The sequence below is a fragment of the Candidatus Enterococcus willemsii genome (assembly GCF_009933335.1).
In the GTDB taxonomy this organism is placed as follows: domain Bacteria; phylum Bacillota; class Bacilli; order Lactobacillales; family Enterococcaceae; genus Enterococcus_F; species Enterococcus_F willemsii.
Map to the genome: position 1 here is coordinate 64,375 of NZ_MAEL01000042.1, position 13,743 is coordinate 78,117.

General features: G+C 36.1%; 19 protein-coding genes. 10 read left to right on the top strand and 9 right to left on the bottom strand.

Annotation, left to right across the window (positions count from 1 at the left end):
- Positions 1 to 48: 48 nt before the first annotated feature.
- The 3 genes from BAU17_RS08000 to BAU17_RS08010 are packed head-to-tail and all read right to left on the bottom strand — an operon-like array spanning position 49 to position 2,824.
- Positions 49 to 414, bottom strand: a complete 366-nt coding sequence (locus BAU17_RS08000; RefSeq protein WP_161902287.1) for a YbaN family protein — start codon at positions 412 to 414, stop codon at positions 49 to 51.
- Positions 415 to 422: 8 nt separating this feature from the next.
- Entirely contained in the window at positions 423 to 2,120 is a 1,698-nt protein-coding gene (locus BAU17_RS08005) for a sensor histidine kinase (protein ID WP_161902288.1), read from the bottom strand.
- Positions 2,117 to 2,824 carry a response regulator transcription factor gene (locus tag BAU17_RS08010; protein ID WP_161902289.1) on the bottom strand — a complete coding sequence of 236 codons (708 nt, stop codon included), beginning with the start codon at positions 2,822 to 2,824 and terminating at the stop codon, positions 2,117 to 2,119. Before BAU17_RS08010 ends, BAU17_RS08005 begins: the two co-directional genes overlap by 4 nt.
- Before the next feature lie 123 nt (positions 2,825 to 2,947).
- Here BAU17_RS08010 and BAU17_RS08015 point away from each other — a divergent pair, with 123 nt between their 5' ends.
- From BAU17_RS08015 to BAU17_RS08035, 5 genes are all read left to right on the top strand, one after another.
- Positions 2,948 to 3,415: a 2-thiouracil desulfurase family protein gene (locus BAU17_RS08015; RefSeq protein WP_161902290.1), complete on the top strand. Its 468-nt coding sequence runs from the start codon at positions 2,948 to 2,950 to the stop codon at positions 3,413 to 3,415.
- Entirely contained in the window at positions 3,415 to 3,753 is a 339-nt protein-coding gene (locus BAU17_RS08020; protein WP_161902291.1) for a putative DNA-binding protein, read from the top strand. The genes BAU17_RS08015 and BAU17_RS08020 overlap by 1 nt, the downstream gene beginning before the upstream one ends.
- A gap of 303 nt (positions 3,754 to 4,056) precedes the next feature.
- A complete protein-coding gene (gene ffh / locus BAU17_RS08025) occupies positions 4,057 to 5,478 on the top strand; it encodes a signal recognition particle protein (protein ID WP_161902292.1) in 1,422 nt (473 codons plus the stop codon).
- Positions 5,479 to 5,529: 51 nt separating this feature from the next.
- Complete coding sequence (locus BAU17_RS08030) at positions 5,530 to 6,363, top strand: S66 peptidase family protein (protein ID WP_231474357.1); 834 nt, start codon at positions 5,530 to 5,532, stop codon at positions 6,361 to 6,363.
- A gap of 79 nt (positions 6,364 to 6,442) precedes the next feature.
- Positions 6,443 to 6,631 (top strand): CsbD family protein, encoded by a 189-nt coding sequence (locus BAU17_RS08035; protein WP_161902293.1) that lies wholly within the window; start codon positions 6,443 to 6,445, stop codon positions 6,629 to 6,631.
- Positions 6,632 to 6,681: 50 nt separating this feature from the next.
- Here the strand turns inward: BAU17_RS08035 and BAU17_RS08040 are convergent, their stop codons facing one another.
- From BAU17_RS08040 to BAU17_RS08050, 3 genes are read right to left on the bottom strand one after another with little or no spacing between them, the layout of a single operon-like run.
- Complete coding sequence (locus BAU17_RS08040) at positions 6,682 to 7,914, bottom strand: ABC transporter permease family protein (RefSeq protein WP_161902294.1); 1,233 nt, start codon at positions 7,912 to 7,914, stop codon at positions 6,682 to 6,684.
- Between the two features lie 2 nt (positions 7,915 to 7,916).
- A complete protein-coding gene (locus BAU17_RS08045; RefSeq protein WP_161902295.1) occupies positions 7,917 to 8,804 on the bottom strand; it encodes an ATP-binding cassette domain-containing protein in 888 nt (295 codons plus the stop codon).
- Complete coding sequence (locus tag BAU17_RS08050) at positions 8,801 to 9,184, bottom strand: GntR family transcriptional regulator (RefSeq protein WP_161902296.1); 384 nt, start codon at positions 9,182 to 9,184, stop codon at positions 8,801 to 8,803. The genes BAU17_RS08045 and BAU17_RS08050 overlap by 4 nt, the downstream gene beginning before the upstream one ends.
- 138 nt (positions 9,185 to 9,322) lie before the next feature.
- Between BAU17_RS08050 and BAU17_RS08055 the strand changes: the two genes are divergently transcribed.
- Positions 9,323 to 9,847, top strand: a complete 525-nt coding sequence (locus BAU17_RS08055; protein ID WP_161902297.1) for a dihydrofolate reductase family protein — start codon at positions 9,323 to 9,325, stop codon at positions 9,845 to 9,847.
- Positions 9,848 to 10,238: 391 nt separating this feature from the next.
- Here BAU17_RS08055 and BAU17_RS08060 read toward each other — a convergent pair whose 3' ends face one another.
- The 3 genes from BAU17_RS08060 to BAU17_RS08070 form a co-directional block, all read right to left on the bottom strand.
- Positions 10,239 to 10,793, bottom strand: coding sequence for an NADPH-dependent FMN reductase (locus tag BAU17_RS08060; RefSeq protein WP_161902298.1), 555 nt, complete (start codon positions 10,791 to 10,793; stop codon positions 10,239 to 10,241).
- A 69-nt stretch (positions 10,794 to 10,862) separates the two neighbouring features.
- Positions 10,863 to 11,072, bottom strand: a complete 210-nt coding sequence (locus BAU17_RS08065) for a helix-turn-helix domain-containing protein (protein WP_161902299.1) — start codon at positions 11,070 to 11,072, stop codon at positions 10,863 to 10,865.
- A 12-nt stretch (positions 11,073 to 11,084) separates the two neighbouring features.
- A complete protein-coding gene (locus tag BAU17_RS08070; protein WP_161902300.1) occupies positions 11,085 to 11,609 on the bottom strand; it encodes a hypothetical protein in 525 nt (174 codons plus the stop codon).
- Between the two features lie 201 nt (positions 11,610 to 11,810).
- Between BAU17_RS08070 and rpsP the strand changes: the two genes are divergently transcribed.
- From rpsP to BAU17_RS08090, 4 genes are all read left to right on the top strand, one after another.
- On the top strand, positions 11,811 to 12,086 hold the full coding sequence (gene rpsP, locus BAU17_RS08075; protein ID WP_161902301.1) for a 30S ribosomal protein S16: 276 nt from the start codon (positions 11,811 to 11,813) through the stop codon (positions 12,084 to 12,086).
- An 11-nt stretch (positions 12,087 to 12,097) separates the two neighbouring features.
- Entirely contained in the window at positions 12,098 to 12,343 is a 246-nt protein-coding gene (locus BAU17_RS08080; protein WP_161902302.1) for a KH domain-containing protein, read from the top strand.
- 133 nt (positions 12,344 to 12,476) lie between these two features.
- On the top strand, positions 12,477 to 12,731 hold the full coding sequence (locus BAU17_RS08085; protein WP_161902303.1) for a hypothetical protein: 255 nt from the start codon (positions 12,477 to 12,479) through the stop codon (positions 12,729 to 12,731).
- A 37-nt stretch (positions 12,732 to 12,768) separates the two neighbouring features.
- Positions 12,769 to 13,647 carry a hypothetical protein gene (locus tag BAU17_RS08090; protein ID WP_161902304.1) on the top strand — a complete coding sequence of 293 codons (879 nt, stop codon included), beginning with the start codon at positions 12,769 to 12,771 and terminating at the stop codon, positions 13,645 to 13,647.
- Positions 13,648 to 13,743: the final 96 nt, after the last annotated feature.

Genomic DNA, 13,743 nt, shown 5'->3' on the forward strand with positions numbered 1-13,743 from the left:
CGTCTCACAAAGAAAATTTGTGAGGCGTTTTTGTATGCTTGAAGCAAATTATTTGATGGTTTTGACTTTAAATAAGAAATAAAGCATCAAGCCAGACCAAATAATTGTTAGTAATACTTGTAACCATAGCATACGACGAACCATAAAAATACTAATAGCCATCGTTGCTGTAATCGTCAACATCACACGTTTTTTCGTTGCTTTGGTCATTCCGCTGCCTTGGACATAGGTAGCAAGATTTTCTTGATACAATTTTGTTTGGATAAACCACTGGTGCCAGCGATCCGATCCTTTTGAAAAAGAAAAAGTCGCTAATAGCAAAAAAGGAAAGGCAGGTAAAACCGGTAAGATTGCACCTGCTGCTCCAAATAGTAAACTAATACATCCTAAGGTTAGATAACTAATTTTTTTCATAATAACTCCTAATTCATGGGAATAAAAACAGTGAAAGTTGAACCGACACCTAAATGACTTTCGACATGAATACTGCCACCTAACATATCAATATAATCCTTTACAATCGCTAGACCTAGACCAGTACCACCTGAATTACGCGTCCGCGCTTTATCAACTCGGTAAAACCGTTCAAAAATTCTTGTCTGTTCCTCTTTAGCAATCCCCATTCCAAAATCTTGCACGCTCAGTACCAGTCCATTTTTTTCTTCAAAAGAAAGAATCACTGTTTGCCCAGACAGCGAATAATTGATGGCATTCTCAATTAAATTTTTACAAATAGGGAAAAATAATTCTGGCTTCGTCGTCAATGCAAATGTTTCCCCATGCCATTCAATTGTTAACTGTTTTTCTTGAATCGTTTGTTGGTAATTGGCAATGATTTGCGACAAACTTGTTGCGACATCAATTGTTTGAATCGAGTAATCAATGGCGGCATTCTTCGATAATTGAATAATCTCTTGAATCAGACCTTGCAAGCGATACGCATCTTTTTGCATAATTTCTAAGAAGGTAGTCAGTGTTTCTGGATCATCTTTTGCACCATCTAATAACGTTTCTGTAAAACCAATGAGGGAAGTGACCGGTGTTTTTAGTTCATGTGAAACATTTCCGACAAAATCTTTTTGTAATTTTTCTAATTGACGAATACGTGTTAAATCATAGGATACGCCTAAAATTTGTTTCGATTCAGTAAAATAACGCAAGGTAATATCCAACACCCGTTCATTGGTTGTCGTAAGTTCCTCATGAATAAATGGCTGCGTGGGTGTTACTTGATAAATCATTTGAATCAGTTGGGTATCAGTAATGCTCTCGGTAAAAGGATACTGCATCTTTTGCGGAAAACTATTTAATTGTTCTTGCATGGTCGCATTCATGAGCAACAGGTGTCCTTCTTCACTAATAATGAACACACCAATCATTAATTCATTCAATAAAGTATGCAATTGTTTCTCACTGGCACTATAAGCTTGGTAAGTGAGGCTCATTTGTTCACTTAACGTATTGACGCTCTGGTACAATTCTTCCCACTGAGAGGACGATTGGATAATCGTTTCTTTATGATCGGGTTGGGCAATCATTTTTTGTAAGACGGGTAGAATCGTTTCAATTGGATGATTTCTCCGACGCAAGACTTGTAGTAAAATCACACTCAAAACAATCCAAAAGAAGCTATAGACGAAAAAAATTGCATGTTTCATTTTAGCTGCGTTGGGTAAAAAATTTTCCGTAGGTTCTGCGATTCGAATAATTTCGGTGATTTTTCCCTCTTTTTTGATTGGCAGTGCCACATAAAGTAATTCTTTATGCAAGGTAGGACTCATTCGCACAGAACGACCCTTGCTACTACCTTGTAAAACAGCTTTGACTTCCGGACGTTGTGAACGTGTCCCCGTTAACGAAGGGTTATAAGTGTCAAACAGGATATCTCCTTTTTCATTCAAATGTGTCACACGTTCATCCGAATTCACAATATATTGTTCGGCAATTGTATCTAACGAGTAATCTTGTGATAGGCGAATCAGTAATTCAGCCTTTTGCTGTAAAAAAGTTTCATGCTGCGAAAGGACTTGTTGGTCATAAAAATTCTGAATAAATTGCCAGCTTCCTATGAATAAACAAACTAAAAGCGTCAACCAACCAAGATAAGCCCGTTTTTTCATGACTGCAACGGCTCCTGAAACTTATAACCAAAGCCACGCACCGTTTGTAAATATTGAGGATGCTTGGGATCTTGCTCGATTTTTTCACGTAAATGGCTAATATGCACATCGACAATTCGACTTTGTCCATCAAAATCAAAATGCCAGATGCGATCCAATAATGTATCGCGATCAATCACTCGGTCTTTACGCTTCATGAAGTAAACCAGTAATTCAAATTCTTTAGGTGTTAAAATGACAGCTTGTCCATCTACGGTGACTTGGTAATTAATAACGTCAGCGACAATTTTGCCTACAATAATTTTTTCTTCTTGTTCTTCTGATTTTGCCGCCTTGCGAGGCTCCATTCGACGGAAAATTGCTTTCATGCGAGCAACCACTTCTCTAGGACTAAATGGTTTGGTTAGATAATCATCTGCACCAATTTCAAGACCTAAAATGCGATCGATTGGATCATCTTTTGCCGTTAAAACTAAAATAGGAGTATCGATTTTTTCTTGACGCAATTTTTTGGTGATTTCGATACCATCGAGATTAGGTAGCATGACATCTAAAATTAAAAAGTCAAATGCTTGTGTCAAAGCTAATTCGTAGCCTTCTAAACCATCAGAAGCACTAGTCACTTGATAGCCTTCTTTTTCTAAATTGAATGTTAATAGCGTAACGATTGACGGTTCATCGTCAACAATCAAAACTTTTTTCATGGGTAGCTCCTCATTCTTTTTTTGTTCATCTTATTTTATCATGAATAAGGCGTGGGGACTATTGTCTACCCCTAATAAATGTTATAATGTAAGACGATACTGATAGAAATGGGGCAGAGTTTGATGATTGGGATAAGTGCTTGCTTAGGTGGTAGCTGTTGTCGATACGATGGAAAAAATCAAGAGATCCCTCAATTAAGAAAAATGCTTGAAATGAATGAAGCTATCCAAGTGTGTCCAGAAGTGTTAGGAGGATTGCCAATTCCGCGTGATCCAGCTGAAATTATTGGTGGCGATGGGTTTGATGTCTGGCGAGGAACAGCCGTTGTTCGTACAAATCGTGGAGAAGATGTCACTGATATGTTTAAAGCGGGAGCCAAACGTGCGTATGAAATCTTAAAAGCCAATCAGGTGACATCACTTGTTTTGAAAGATAAAAGCCCTTCATGTGGTAGTCAATTGATTTATGATGGCACATTTTCAGGAACACAAATCGTGGGTGTAGGTGTAGCAACGGCATATTTTATCATGCAAGGTATTTCAGTTCAATCTGATACACAGTGGAGAAAAAGCAAGGAGACAGATAATTAATGGAATTAGAGAAAACCAATCGAATGAATGCACTCTTTGAATTTTATTCTACATTATTAACTGAAAAACAAATGAATTATATGGAATTGTATTATGCAGATGATTTTTCTTTAGGCGAAATTGCAGAAGAATTTCAAGTGAGTCGCCAAGCCGTTTATGACAATATCAAACGCACAGAGAAGATTTTAGAAAATTATGAGCATAAGTTACACATGTTTTCAGATTATATTGTTCGCGGCGAATTATTAGATCAGCTAAACAAACATATCACAACCCATTATCCAAAAGATGAAACCGCAGCGAAATTAATTCAAGAGATTCAAAAAATAGAGGAATAAACCAATAACAGTTTATTGATAAGAAGATGACGAAGACACCGGAAAAAATCTCGTGTGATTCGCCATTTTTTTCTTATGGAGGTCAAGAGACATTCGCTGTAAGTATAGTGTTCATGCGAAACATATGTTAAACTATGAGAGGAATCGTATACACAATAATAGGCATTCAAATTTGTCTCTATTTATTGATAAACGCTAGCAAAAATCAACGTTTCACGATAGAATAGACAACAGAAATTTGAATAAATAGCAAATGAATGATAACCAAAAGTAGATAGATATTGAAGGAAAGTAGGAATATAAATGGCATTTGAAAGCTTAACCGAACGTTTACAACAAGCAATGAGTAAACTTCGTAAAAAAGGGAAAGTGACAGAAGCTGACGTTAAAGAGATGATGCGTGAGATTCGTTTGGCATTACTGGAAGCCGATGTTAATTTACAAGTTGTAAAAGAATTCACTAAAAATGTGCGTGAACGCGCAGTTGGGGTAGAGGTATTAGAAAGCTTATCTCCAGCACAACAAGTTGTTAAAATTGTAGATGAAGAGCTGACAAAAACATTAGGTTCAGAAGCAGTCGGACTTCAAAAAAATCCGAAAATTCCAACTGTTATTATGATGGCAGGTTTACAAGGGGCAGGTAAAACAACCTTTACTGGAAAATTAGCCAATCATTTAATGAAAACAGAAAATGCACGTCCATTGCTAATCGCAGGTGACGTATACCGTCCAGCAGCGATTGATCAATTAAAAGTTCTTGGTCAACAATTAGATGTGCCTGTTTTTGAGATGGGAACAGATGTGAGTCCAGTTGAAATTGTCCGCCAAGGTCTTGCTCTTGCACGCGAAAAGAAAAATGATTATGTCCTAATCGATACGGCAGGTCGTTTGCATATTGATGAAACGTTAATGGGCGAATTACGTGACATTAAAGAACTGGCACAACCGAATGAAATTCTATTAGTCGTAGATGCGATGACTGGGCAAGATGCGGTCAATGTTGCGGATAGCTTTAATCAACAGTTAGGAATTACTGGGGTTGTTATTACCAAATTAGATGGTGACACACGTGGTGGTGCGGCACTTTCTATCCGTTCAGTGACAGGTGCACCGATTAAGTTTACCGGTACTGGTGAAAAATTAACTGATTTAGAAATCTTCCATCCAGACCGTATGTCTAGTCGGATTCTTGGCATGGGTGACATGTTGACGTTGATTGAAAAAGCGCAACAAGATTACGATGAGAAAAAAGCCGATGAATTAGCTAAAAAGATGCGCGAAAATAATTTCGACTTTAATGATTTTATTGAGCAATTCGAGCAACTGGAAAACATGGGTCCGCTAGATGATTTAATGAAAATGATTCCGGGAATGAGTCAAGTTCCAGGATTAGAAAACTTTAAATTAGATCCGAAAGATGTCGCTCGTAAAAAAGCGATGGTTTATTCGATGACACCAGCAGAACGAGAAGACCCAGATTTGTTAAATCCAAGTCGTCGTCGCCGAATTGCTGCCGGTTCAGGAAATAGCGTGGTTGAAGTTAATCGTATGATTAAACAATTCAAAGAATCACGCAAAATGATGCAACAAGTATCTAAAGGGAACTTAAACAACATTCCAGGCATGGATCAAATGTTTGGTGGTGGGGTCAAAGGGAAACTTGGCAAAATGGCAATGAATCGTATGGTTAAGAAAAATAAGAAGAAAAAGAAAAAACGTAAATAAAAACGATTGAGTCAACCCTTGTGTTGGCTCAATTTTTGTAAAGGAGAATAGATGGTGCAGTTAAAACCTGGAGATAGGATTGCTTTCGTTTGCAATTCAGATTATCCTAGTCGCCCTGATGAAACGAATGAATTACGAGAACTAATCGAATCGTTGGGCTTACAAGTAAAAGTTAGTCCTTTGTTATGGCATTCAACCAATGATGGTAAAGCGAAAGCTGAAGTGATGCATAGTTATTTTCAAGATGAAGAAATTCAAGCAATTTTTGATATTTCAGGAGGTAATCGTGCGAATAGTGTGCTTCCGTTTTTAGATTTTAAACTACTAGAAAAGCATCCGACAGCTTTTTTTGGTTATAGTGATGTGACGACCGTTTTAAATAGTCTATTGAGTCAAACCAAACAAACGGTGGAATTATTTCAGTTAAAAACGATTCTTTGGGATAAAACTGGCGAACAGCTTGCTCGATTTCAACAAACTTTTTTGGAAGGTAATCTATCCTTATATCAAACAAACTGGCAATTCATACAAGGAACTGAGCTGGCGGGCAAAATCGTTGGAGGCAATATTCGTTGTTTTCTCAAACTGGCAGGTACCCCATTTATGCCAGATTTAACCGACAAACTTCTCTTTTTAGAAAGTTCTGGAGGCAATGAAGAGTTGTTGTTTTCAATGTTTCATCAATTACAACAACAAGCCAATTTTCAGCGACTAAAAGGAATTTTATTAGGAACGTTTACTGCCTATGAACAAGAACAAAACCGTCCAATTGAAGAAATTTTACAAGAAGTATTGGTAACGCAGCTTCCGATAGCTAAAACCAATCAAATCGGGCATGGCAAACAATCAAATGCACTAACTTTAGGTAAATATACAATTCTTTAAAGGTTATTCACCATATTATTTGTTATTTCAAGACAATCGTGCTATGCTAAATTTAGATTCAAGAAAGGAGAATAAGCACATGGTAAACAAAGAACAAGTTGAAGGTAAAGTAACTGAAGCTAAAGGGAAAGTAACTGGTGACGACTCCGAGGAATTAAAAGGTAAAGTCAAAGAAAAATACGGCGAAGCCAAAGAAAAAGTAGAAGAATTTGCTGATGGCGTAGCTGATAAAGTAAATGATTTATTCGACAAAAAAGATAAAAAATAAGTAAATTAAAAATCCGTTCAATGTTAACATTGAACGGATTTTTTTGTTATTTAACTGCTTTTTCGTTGCAAGTAATTATCTCGTCTCGCAATCCACCATTTGCGAATCGAACGTGCATAGACTAGGATATAGCTGCAGATGCAGGTCACAATTGTAATGATTATTAGTTCGCGGATAATAGTGTAATCTTCAACTGGATTAAAAACCAAATACCAACTTGTCATGGTGATGGTGAAGAAAAAACAAGTGCTGACAAACATTGTTAGAAATACTGGTAAACGAAGACCAGGGGAAGTGACATAATCACCATCGTCTTCTATGGACACTTTACGGAAGATGCGTTCAGCTAAAAAGATAAACAAAGCAGAAAGTAGCATCAGAATAAGCGATATATACCAAGGAGTACTTGTTTTACCAGGCCAGACAACAAATATGGCGTCTGTCATGGGAAGCTGGATATCTGGGAAGAAATAGGTCAAAATAATATTCAAGTTTGAGAAAAATGAGAAGACCGTCATTTGTGACAGTACAAATAGTCCTAAAAGAATGGATAAGGGACCAAAAACAACATTTCCTAAGGTGACACCTAATAACATACCACTACATAGTAAGAAAATCGTGAAAATCCAATGACTAAGCCCCGATTGGAGTAACTGAATCACAGTTGCATTCATATACAGCTGTGGAATCCCATACCATTGAATGAGGATATTACCTAGAATGCCTAATCCAATGACTAGCATAAATGGTCCAGCTAGATATAAGAGTTTTCCAGTAAATAACTTTTTGCGACTAACCGATAGTGAAAATAAGAACCGATTAAAATTGGTTTTCTGATCAACAAAGAAAAGCAAGAAACCGAGAATAAAAATAAGTAAGGCCCAAGGTTGACTACTAACATAGTAACTATAATAGACATTTCCAGCTTGATAGGTAGGTTCAGCTACTGCTATTTCTGGGTTGTAATTACTCGTTGCATTCATTTCTGCATAAGTTGAGTAGAAATTTTCTGAATAAGTATAAGTCATTAATCGTTCGTTACGATAGTCATCAATAGATTCATAGTAAATAGGTTTATTATTGTCGTCATAATCCTTTATATTCCACTCATGGTTATAGTAATCGGATGTTACAAATTCTTTGGAATGGAGATAATCATACTCGTTCTGCCATGCTCTCACCCCGCCGATGCCATTATACAAATAAAGACCAAAGAAAATAAGCATCAGGGCAATTAGTGATTTGCCATAGCGTTGGTAGTATAAAGAACGAATCATCTTCATAATTAGTACAGTCCTTTCATTAGTGTTTCTTGACTAAGGTTGGCTTCAAATAAATCTTCCAATGTTAGTGGGAGTTCTTCAAACAAAATAGGGTCTAAATCTTTAATTTCTTTCTCCAATTCAGGAGTGAAACGTTCAAAGAGTGCCGTTACCACACGACCTTGGAAATTAAGTGCTTTGGAATTTTGTTTGATAATATCTGGGACTTTTTTTGTTTTGAAGACCATTTGAATTTTTTTAGCATGTTCGCGTAACTCTTCCAAGTGGTAATCTTGGGTAATGGTATTGCCTTTAAGAATCAATGCGCGATCAATAATATGTTCAAGTTCATTGAGATTGTGTGAGGCAATTAAGGCGGTACGCTTCGTATCACTTAAGTTTTCCAATAAGAGACCAATTACCTTTTTTCGGACAATAACGTCTAACCCGTCGAATGGTTCGTCTAATAATAAGTAGGTGGCGTTTGAAGCAATGGCCAGAATCATTTGGAAGAGACCTTGCATTCCTTTGGACATTCTCTTGTAATTCAAATTTAAAGACAGTTGATGTTCTTGTATGAGTTGTAAAAATAAGTCTTGATCAAATCTAGGATAAGCGGTTCGATAAAATTGATTGATTTTTTTAAGAGAGTAATGAGATAAAAAATTTTCCTTTTCATCAATGTAAAAAATTTCTTGACGGTCATGGGGACTGATTTCAAGATTGTCATGAGTAATCGTAATTTCACCACCGTCTGTATAATATTGTCCAGAAATGGTCCGAAAGAGGGTTGTCTTCCCGGAGCCATTTCGGCCAATTAACCCAACAATTTCATTCGTTGCAAGTTCAAAGTTAATGTCTTCTAAAATAGCCTGTTTATCAATTTTTTTGGTCACATGACAGAGTTTCATGATTGGTCGCCTCCTAATTCTTGGGTTGCTTCTTTTAACCATGTGTGTATTTCATCATTGGTTACTTGAAGATGTTTTGCTTCAATGAATAAGACATTAAATTGTTGCTTTAATTGGTGAATCCGCTTTTCATCACGTGTTGTGTGTCCTTGATTGACAAAGGTGCCTTTTCCTTTGACGGTCACAAGGACTTGTTCAGCTTCCAGAATTTTATAGGCTTTACTGACGGTATTTGGATTCATCAATAAATCTTTTGCCATTTCACGGACGGAAGGGATTCGATCGCCAGGTTGCAAGATGCCTTGTAGAATCTCTTCTTTAATGCCAATCACTAGCTGCTCATAAAATGGACGATTTGTTTGCTTATTAATCGTAACCATAGCTGCTCCTTTCTGCATGACAAAAGTGTACTACGGTACGTCATACACTTATTATGTGTATTACTATACCTAGTACAGTTGAAAAAAGCAATCTTTTTTTTGGAAATTTGGTAAAATACAAGAAAAGGAGTGGATGAGATGAGTAAGATTATGTTTTATGGTGCGATTAGTTTGGATGGGTATTTAGCAGATGAAGAGGATAATTTACAGTGGTTATTTGATACGAATTTGGGTGGGGTTTCAACCTATGAAGCATTTGAGGAATCAATCGATACGATTGTCATGGGCAGAGTCACTTATGAAGAAACGAAAAAAATAGTAGCAGATGCACCTTTTTATGAAGGCAAAGAAGTCATTGTTTTCTCACATACAAAAACCGAAGAAATTTCCGAAGGATATTTTACGTCAGAAGATCCAGTACAAGTCATCGAACGATTACAACAGGAAGAAAAAAATGTTTGGATTGTTGGTGGCGGCGGTCTATTCACTGAATTATTAGTTGCCGATAAGATTGATGAATATTGGATTCAAATTGCACCTGTTCTTTTAGGGAAAGGCAAACGTTTATTTGAAGAAGGCGATTATGCCCAACGTTTGGAATTTGTCGAAACAACGCAGATGGGTGAATTAACAGAATTACATTATCGACGAATTCCAAAATAAAAAAGAGCCAACGAGGGCTCTTTTTTTGTTAAGGCGCTAGTGGCATACCACGTAAAGCTAATAGGAATAGTAACAAGATAAAGAATAGCGGGCTAAGTCCTACAATAAAAAATAAAACATTTCTTTTTTGTTTGGATTTTTGGTAAGTCCATACAGCACTGATACAAAGAAAACATGACAGAAGAAAGACAATAACATTGCAGTAGGGGATGTCAGTTAGAAAAATACGAGTGGGTGGAATCCAGACAAGAAAAATTAACAACAATGCAATCAATGAATGGAAGATAGTCATTTTTTTCATAGGACGCCTACTTTCTAAAGCGCTTTCTTTAATTGTAGCATAAATGAACAAAAAAGAGCCACATCTTTCAATGTGACTCTAAGCGAGGAGTTATTTTGTTAATTTTTCAAAAAACTCAACATATTTATCTGTGATTAATTGGAAGAAGTTGACAGTATCTTCAATAAATTTGCCTTCTTCATTCACTAAGTTTGCAACATTTCCAATATATGCTTCTGGTTGTTGTAATGTAGGCATGTTCAAGAAAACAAGTGATTGACGTAAGTGATGGTTTGCACCAAAGCCACTAACTGCACCTTGTGATACGCTGACAACAAGGGCTGGTTTGCTGTCCCATACACTCTCACCATAAGGACGAGAACCTACGTCTAACGCATTTTTGATTGTTGCTGGTAGTGAACGATTGTATTCAGGTGTGAAGAAGTAAACACCGTCAACAGCTTTTAATTCTTCACGGAAACGAGTCCAGCTTGCTGGTACTTTTCCTTCAACATCTAAATCTTCGTTGTAAAGAGGTAGATCGCCAACTTCAACAAAAGTTGCTTCATAACCTTCAGGTAATAGATTTGCAAATGCTTCTGCTGCTTTGCGGTTATAAGAATCCTTACGTAAACTTCCTACGATGATACCAATTTTTTTTGTCATAATAAATTCCTCCTAATTGATTACTACAAAATCATCTTACTAAAAGTTAGTAAAAAAATCAAAGAATAACTACTCATTTTTTTGATATTCTAATAGATCGCCCGGTTGACAGTCTAAAGCACGACAAATTGCTTCTAAAGTCGAGAACCGAATAGCATTTACCCGACCATTTTTTAATTTTGATAAATTTACATGACTAATGCCAACTTTTTCAGATAATTCATTTAAACTTATTTTTCGATCGGCCATGACACGATCTAAACGAGAAATAATTGCCATGTTTTTCACATCCTAAACTGTTTCATCGACTTCATATTGCAACGAAGCTCCATATTTAAAAATTTCAATAAGTAAAGATAACCCGAAAGGTAGGAATAAACCTGAAGGAATTCCTAATACAAAATGGTAAGAACCAGTTAATATATTGGAAAGCAGTGGAAAAAGAAACATTGGAACAATGGCAATACCGTATAACCAAAGAATTAAATGATTTAATTGGTTAATAATCGTTTGAGAAAAAATAGGTGTGCCAAGGGAAATACACTTGAAAATAGTTGCCACACGTAAAAAGATAGTAATCCAGATAATCGCAATAAAGTTAAAGCTGATAATGGAATACCAAAATTCTGCATGACTTGTTGTAGAATTAACCAAAGATTGTTCATAAAACGTTACAAACATGCCTATGTCAGTTGTAACTGATAACTGCGCATAGTTGGTACCACTTAATAAAATAGCTAGGACCATTAATCCTGCAAGGAAATAAAAAAGAAACATAAACAGTCGAGATCTTTTCTGTATTTTTTGCTGATTCATTATAAAACCCCTTTCTTTTCAAATTTATTTTAACATTTAATTTAATGCTAAACAATTGATTTTTAATGTTTATCGATAAAAATATGCTGGTTTGTATATTAATTGATAAAAAAATATAGACTGTAAAGAAAAAACTCTTTACACCTTAATAAAAACCTGTTAAACTAGCTCTTGTGATTAAAACCAATGGAGGTGTAAATAATGGCAGTAAAAATTCGTTTAAAACGCATGGGTTCTAAAAAGAGTCCTTTTTACCGTATTGTAGTAGCAGATTCACGTTCTCCTCGTGACGGACGTTTCATCGAAACAGTAGGTACGTATAATCCTTTAACTAACCCAGCTCAAGTAACAATCAAAGAAGATTTAGTACTTGATTGGTTATCAAAAGGTGCGCAACCTTCTGATACAGTTCGTAACTTACTTTCTAAAGAAGGCGTTATGAAAAAACATCACGAAGCTAAATTCACTAAGAAATAAGGAGATAAAGTATGAAAGATTTGACAGATTTAGTCTTAACAATCGTTCGTCCTTTAGTCACCCATACTGACCAAGTTTCTTTGGAAATAGTTGAGTCAGATGATTTCTTTGAATATAACTTATCGGTAGCCCCAGAAGATATCGGTCGTATCATTGGTAAACAAGGACGTGTCGCGAAAGCCATCCGTACAATCGTTTACAGTGTACGGACAGACGGACCTAAAAAGGTTCGTTTAAATATTCTTGATGGGAAATAATACGAATTAAAGCAAAATCGTTTTTCGATTTTGCTTTTTTTGTTAAATTTATTAAAAAATCAGACTTTAGTAGCATGTTTCTTGACCAAATGATTGTCATAATAGACAATAAAAGTAGAGAGGGGCGATGGGAATGGAAAATATCATTGCGATAGGAATTGTCCTGTTAATCCTGTTATTTATTTATAAGGTTGGCTCGGCAATTTGGCGCTTTTTAGGTGTTTTGTTCTTGGTAGCACTGATTTGGATTTTTAGAGCAACCATTATGGAACAAATTAATGAATGGTCAACCCTGATTCAATCTGGACAATTTTGGGATGAAATCAAAACATTTGCAACAGAAGGTTGGCAAACTGTTACACGTTGGTTTGGAAATTTAGTGAAATAAGTTAATTTTTAACAATAGGGGAAGGAAGCGGAGCAAAATGAAAAAGTCACTAATTATATGCCTTCCATTGGTTTTACTTCTATTCGTTGGTTGTGGTAAAAATTCAACACAGAAACCTACTACTAGTGAAACTATTGAAGTGACGACCAGTGAGACATCATCTTCCGTCATTGAATCCATTGAAATGACAAGCACAAGCTCAACAACTAGCAAGGAATCGACAACAAAAGGAACTGAATCATCCGAAACAACAGCAGCGTCAACAACGCCTTCTAGTACATCAGAAGAAGGAACAAAGCCATCTTCCAGTGAAGAAGTGGTGGATGCGAATGCAGAATTGGTTCAATTATTTCCAACGGTCGCATTTCCAACAGAGGTTCCTCATACGAATAAGGCATTAAATATTGCAGTAGCGGGACCAGAAGAAAAATTATCGGTTCTGTATTTTGATATGAACCATCCACTTATTCTAAATAAAAAAGAATTGAATTATGAGACCCCGATTGCGCAATATCAACAAGAAGCATTTGCTTCAACACAAGAAGCGAAAGAAGCAGTTAATTTGCGTGTGGATATGCAAGGGATGAAAGTGGACTTGGGTTACGGAATTACAGGTTATCAACAAGGTGCTGCAGGTTCTTCCTATGTCGCTTGGCAAGAAGGTAATTGGAATTTGATTGTACGTGCAAGTAATATCGAACAACAAGATCCAGTCGGTTTAGCTAAACAAGTAGTCGAATATTTGGAGCAAGCGATGTTACCTGCACCAGAAGAAATAGGCCAAATTACTTTTGACATGGTTAGCGATGGTTATCGCAGTAATGAAATCACTTGGCAAGTAGGAAATATGGTTTATACGATTCGTCATCAAGATCCAATGGCAGCTTTAAGAATGGCTGTTTCAACGTTAGAATAATCAAAACAAACAATGAAGAGAATAGCAACTAAAAAGAAAATTTGATTTTATTTTTAGTGGTTAGTGAGCTTTCTTCATTGTTTTTTTGTAAGTATA

What these genes read in the sequence shown, in the direction of transcription:
- BAU17_RS08000 (WP_161902287.1), bottom strand. Translation starts at nt 414, where the DNA reads ATGAAAAAAATTAGTTATCTAACCTTAGGATGTATTAGTTTACTATTT.
- BAU17_RS08005 (WP_161902288.1), bottom strand. Translation starts at nt 2,120, where the DNA reads ATGAAAAAACGGGCTTATCTTGGTTGGTTGACGCTTTTAGTTTGTTTA.
- BAU17_RS08010 (WP_161902289.1), bottom strand. Translation starts at nt 2,824, where the DNA reads ATGAAAAAAGTTTTGATTGTTGACGATGAACCGTCAATCGTTACGCTA.
- BAU17_RS08015 (WP_161902290.1), top strand. Translation starts at nt 2,948, where the DNA reads ATGATTGGGATAAGTGCTTGCTTAGGTGGTAGCTGTTGTCGATACGAT.
- BAU17_RS08020 (WP_161902291.1), top strand. Translation starts at nt 3,415, where the DNA reads ATGGAATTAGAGAAAACCAATCGAATGAATGCACTCTTTGAATTTTAT.
- ffh (WP_161902292.1), top strand. Translation starts at nt 4,057, where the DNA reads ATGGCATTTGAAAGCTTAACCGAACGTTTACAACAAGCAATGAGTAAA.
- BAU17_RS08030 (WP_231474357.1), top strand. Translation starts at nt 5,530, where the DNA reads ATGGTGCAGTTAAAACCTGGAGATAGGATTGCTTTCGTTTGCAATTCA.
- BAU17_RS08035 (WP_161902293.1), top strand. Translation starts at nt 6,443, where the DNA reads ATGGTAAACAAAGAACAAGTTGAAGGTAAAGTAACTGAAGCTAAAGGG.
- BAU17_RS08040 (WP_161902294.1), bottom strand. Translation starts at nt 7,914, where the DNA reads ATGAAGATGATTCGTTCTTTATACTACCAACGCTATGGCAAATCACTA.
- BAU17_RS08045 (WP_161902295.1), bottom strand. Translation starts at nt 8,804, where the DNA reads ATGAAACTCTGTCATGTGACCAAAAAAATTGATAAACAGGCTATTTTA.
- BAU17_RS08050 (WP_161902296.1), bottom strand. Translation starts at nt 9,184, where the DNA reads ATGGTTACGATTAATAAGCAAACAAATCGTCCATTTTATGAGCAGCTA.
- BAU17_RS08055 (WP_161902297.1), top strand. Translation starts at nt 9,323, where the DNA reads ATGAGTAAGATTATGTTTTATGGTGCGATTAGTTTGGATGGGTATTTA.
- BAU17_RS08060 (WP_161902298.1), bottom strand. Translation starts at nt 10,793, where the DNA reads ATGACAAAAAAAATTGGTATCATCGTAGGAAGTTTACGTAAGGATTCT.
- BAU17_RS08065 (WP_161902299.1), bottom strand. Translation starts at nt 11,072, where the DNA reads ATGGCAATTATTTCTCGTTTAGATCGTGTCATGGCCGATCGAAAAATA.
- BAU17_RS08070 (WP_161902300.1), bottom strand. Translation starts at nt 11,609, where the DNA reads ATGAATCAGCAAAAAATACAGAAAAGATCTCGACTGTTTATGTTTCTT.
- rpsP (WP_161902301.1), top strand. Translation starts at nt 11,811, where the DNA reads ATGGCAGTAAAAATTCGTTTAAAACGCATGGGTTCTAAAAAGAGTCCT.
- BAU17_RS08080 (WP_161902302.1), top strand. Translation starts at nt 12,098, where the DNA reads ATGAAAGATTTGACAGATTTAGTCTTAACAATCGTTCGTCCTTTAGTC.
- BAU17_RS08085 (WP_161902303.1), top strand. Translation starts at nt 12,477, where the DNA reads ATGGAAAATATCATTGCGATAGGAATTGTCCTGTTAATCCTGTTATTT.
- BAU17_RS08090 (WP_161902304.1), top strand. Translation starts at nt 12,769, where the DNA reads ATGAAAAAGTCACTAATTATATGCCTTCCATTGGTTTTACTTCTATTC.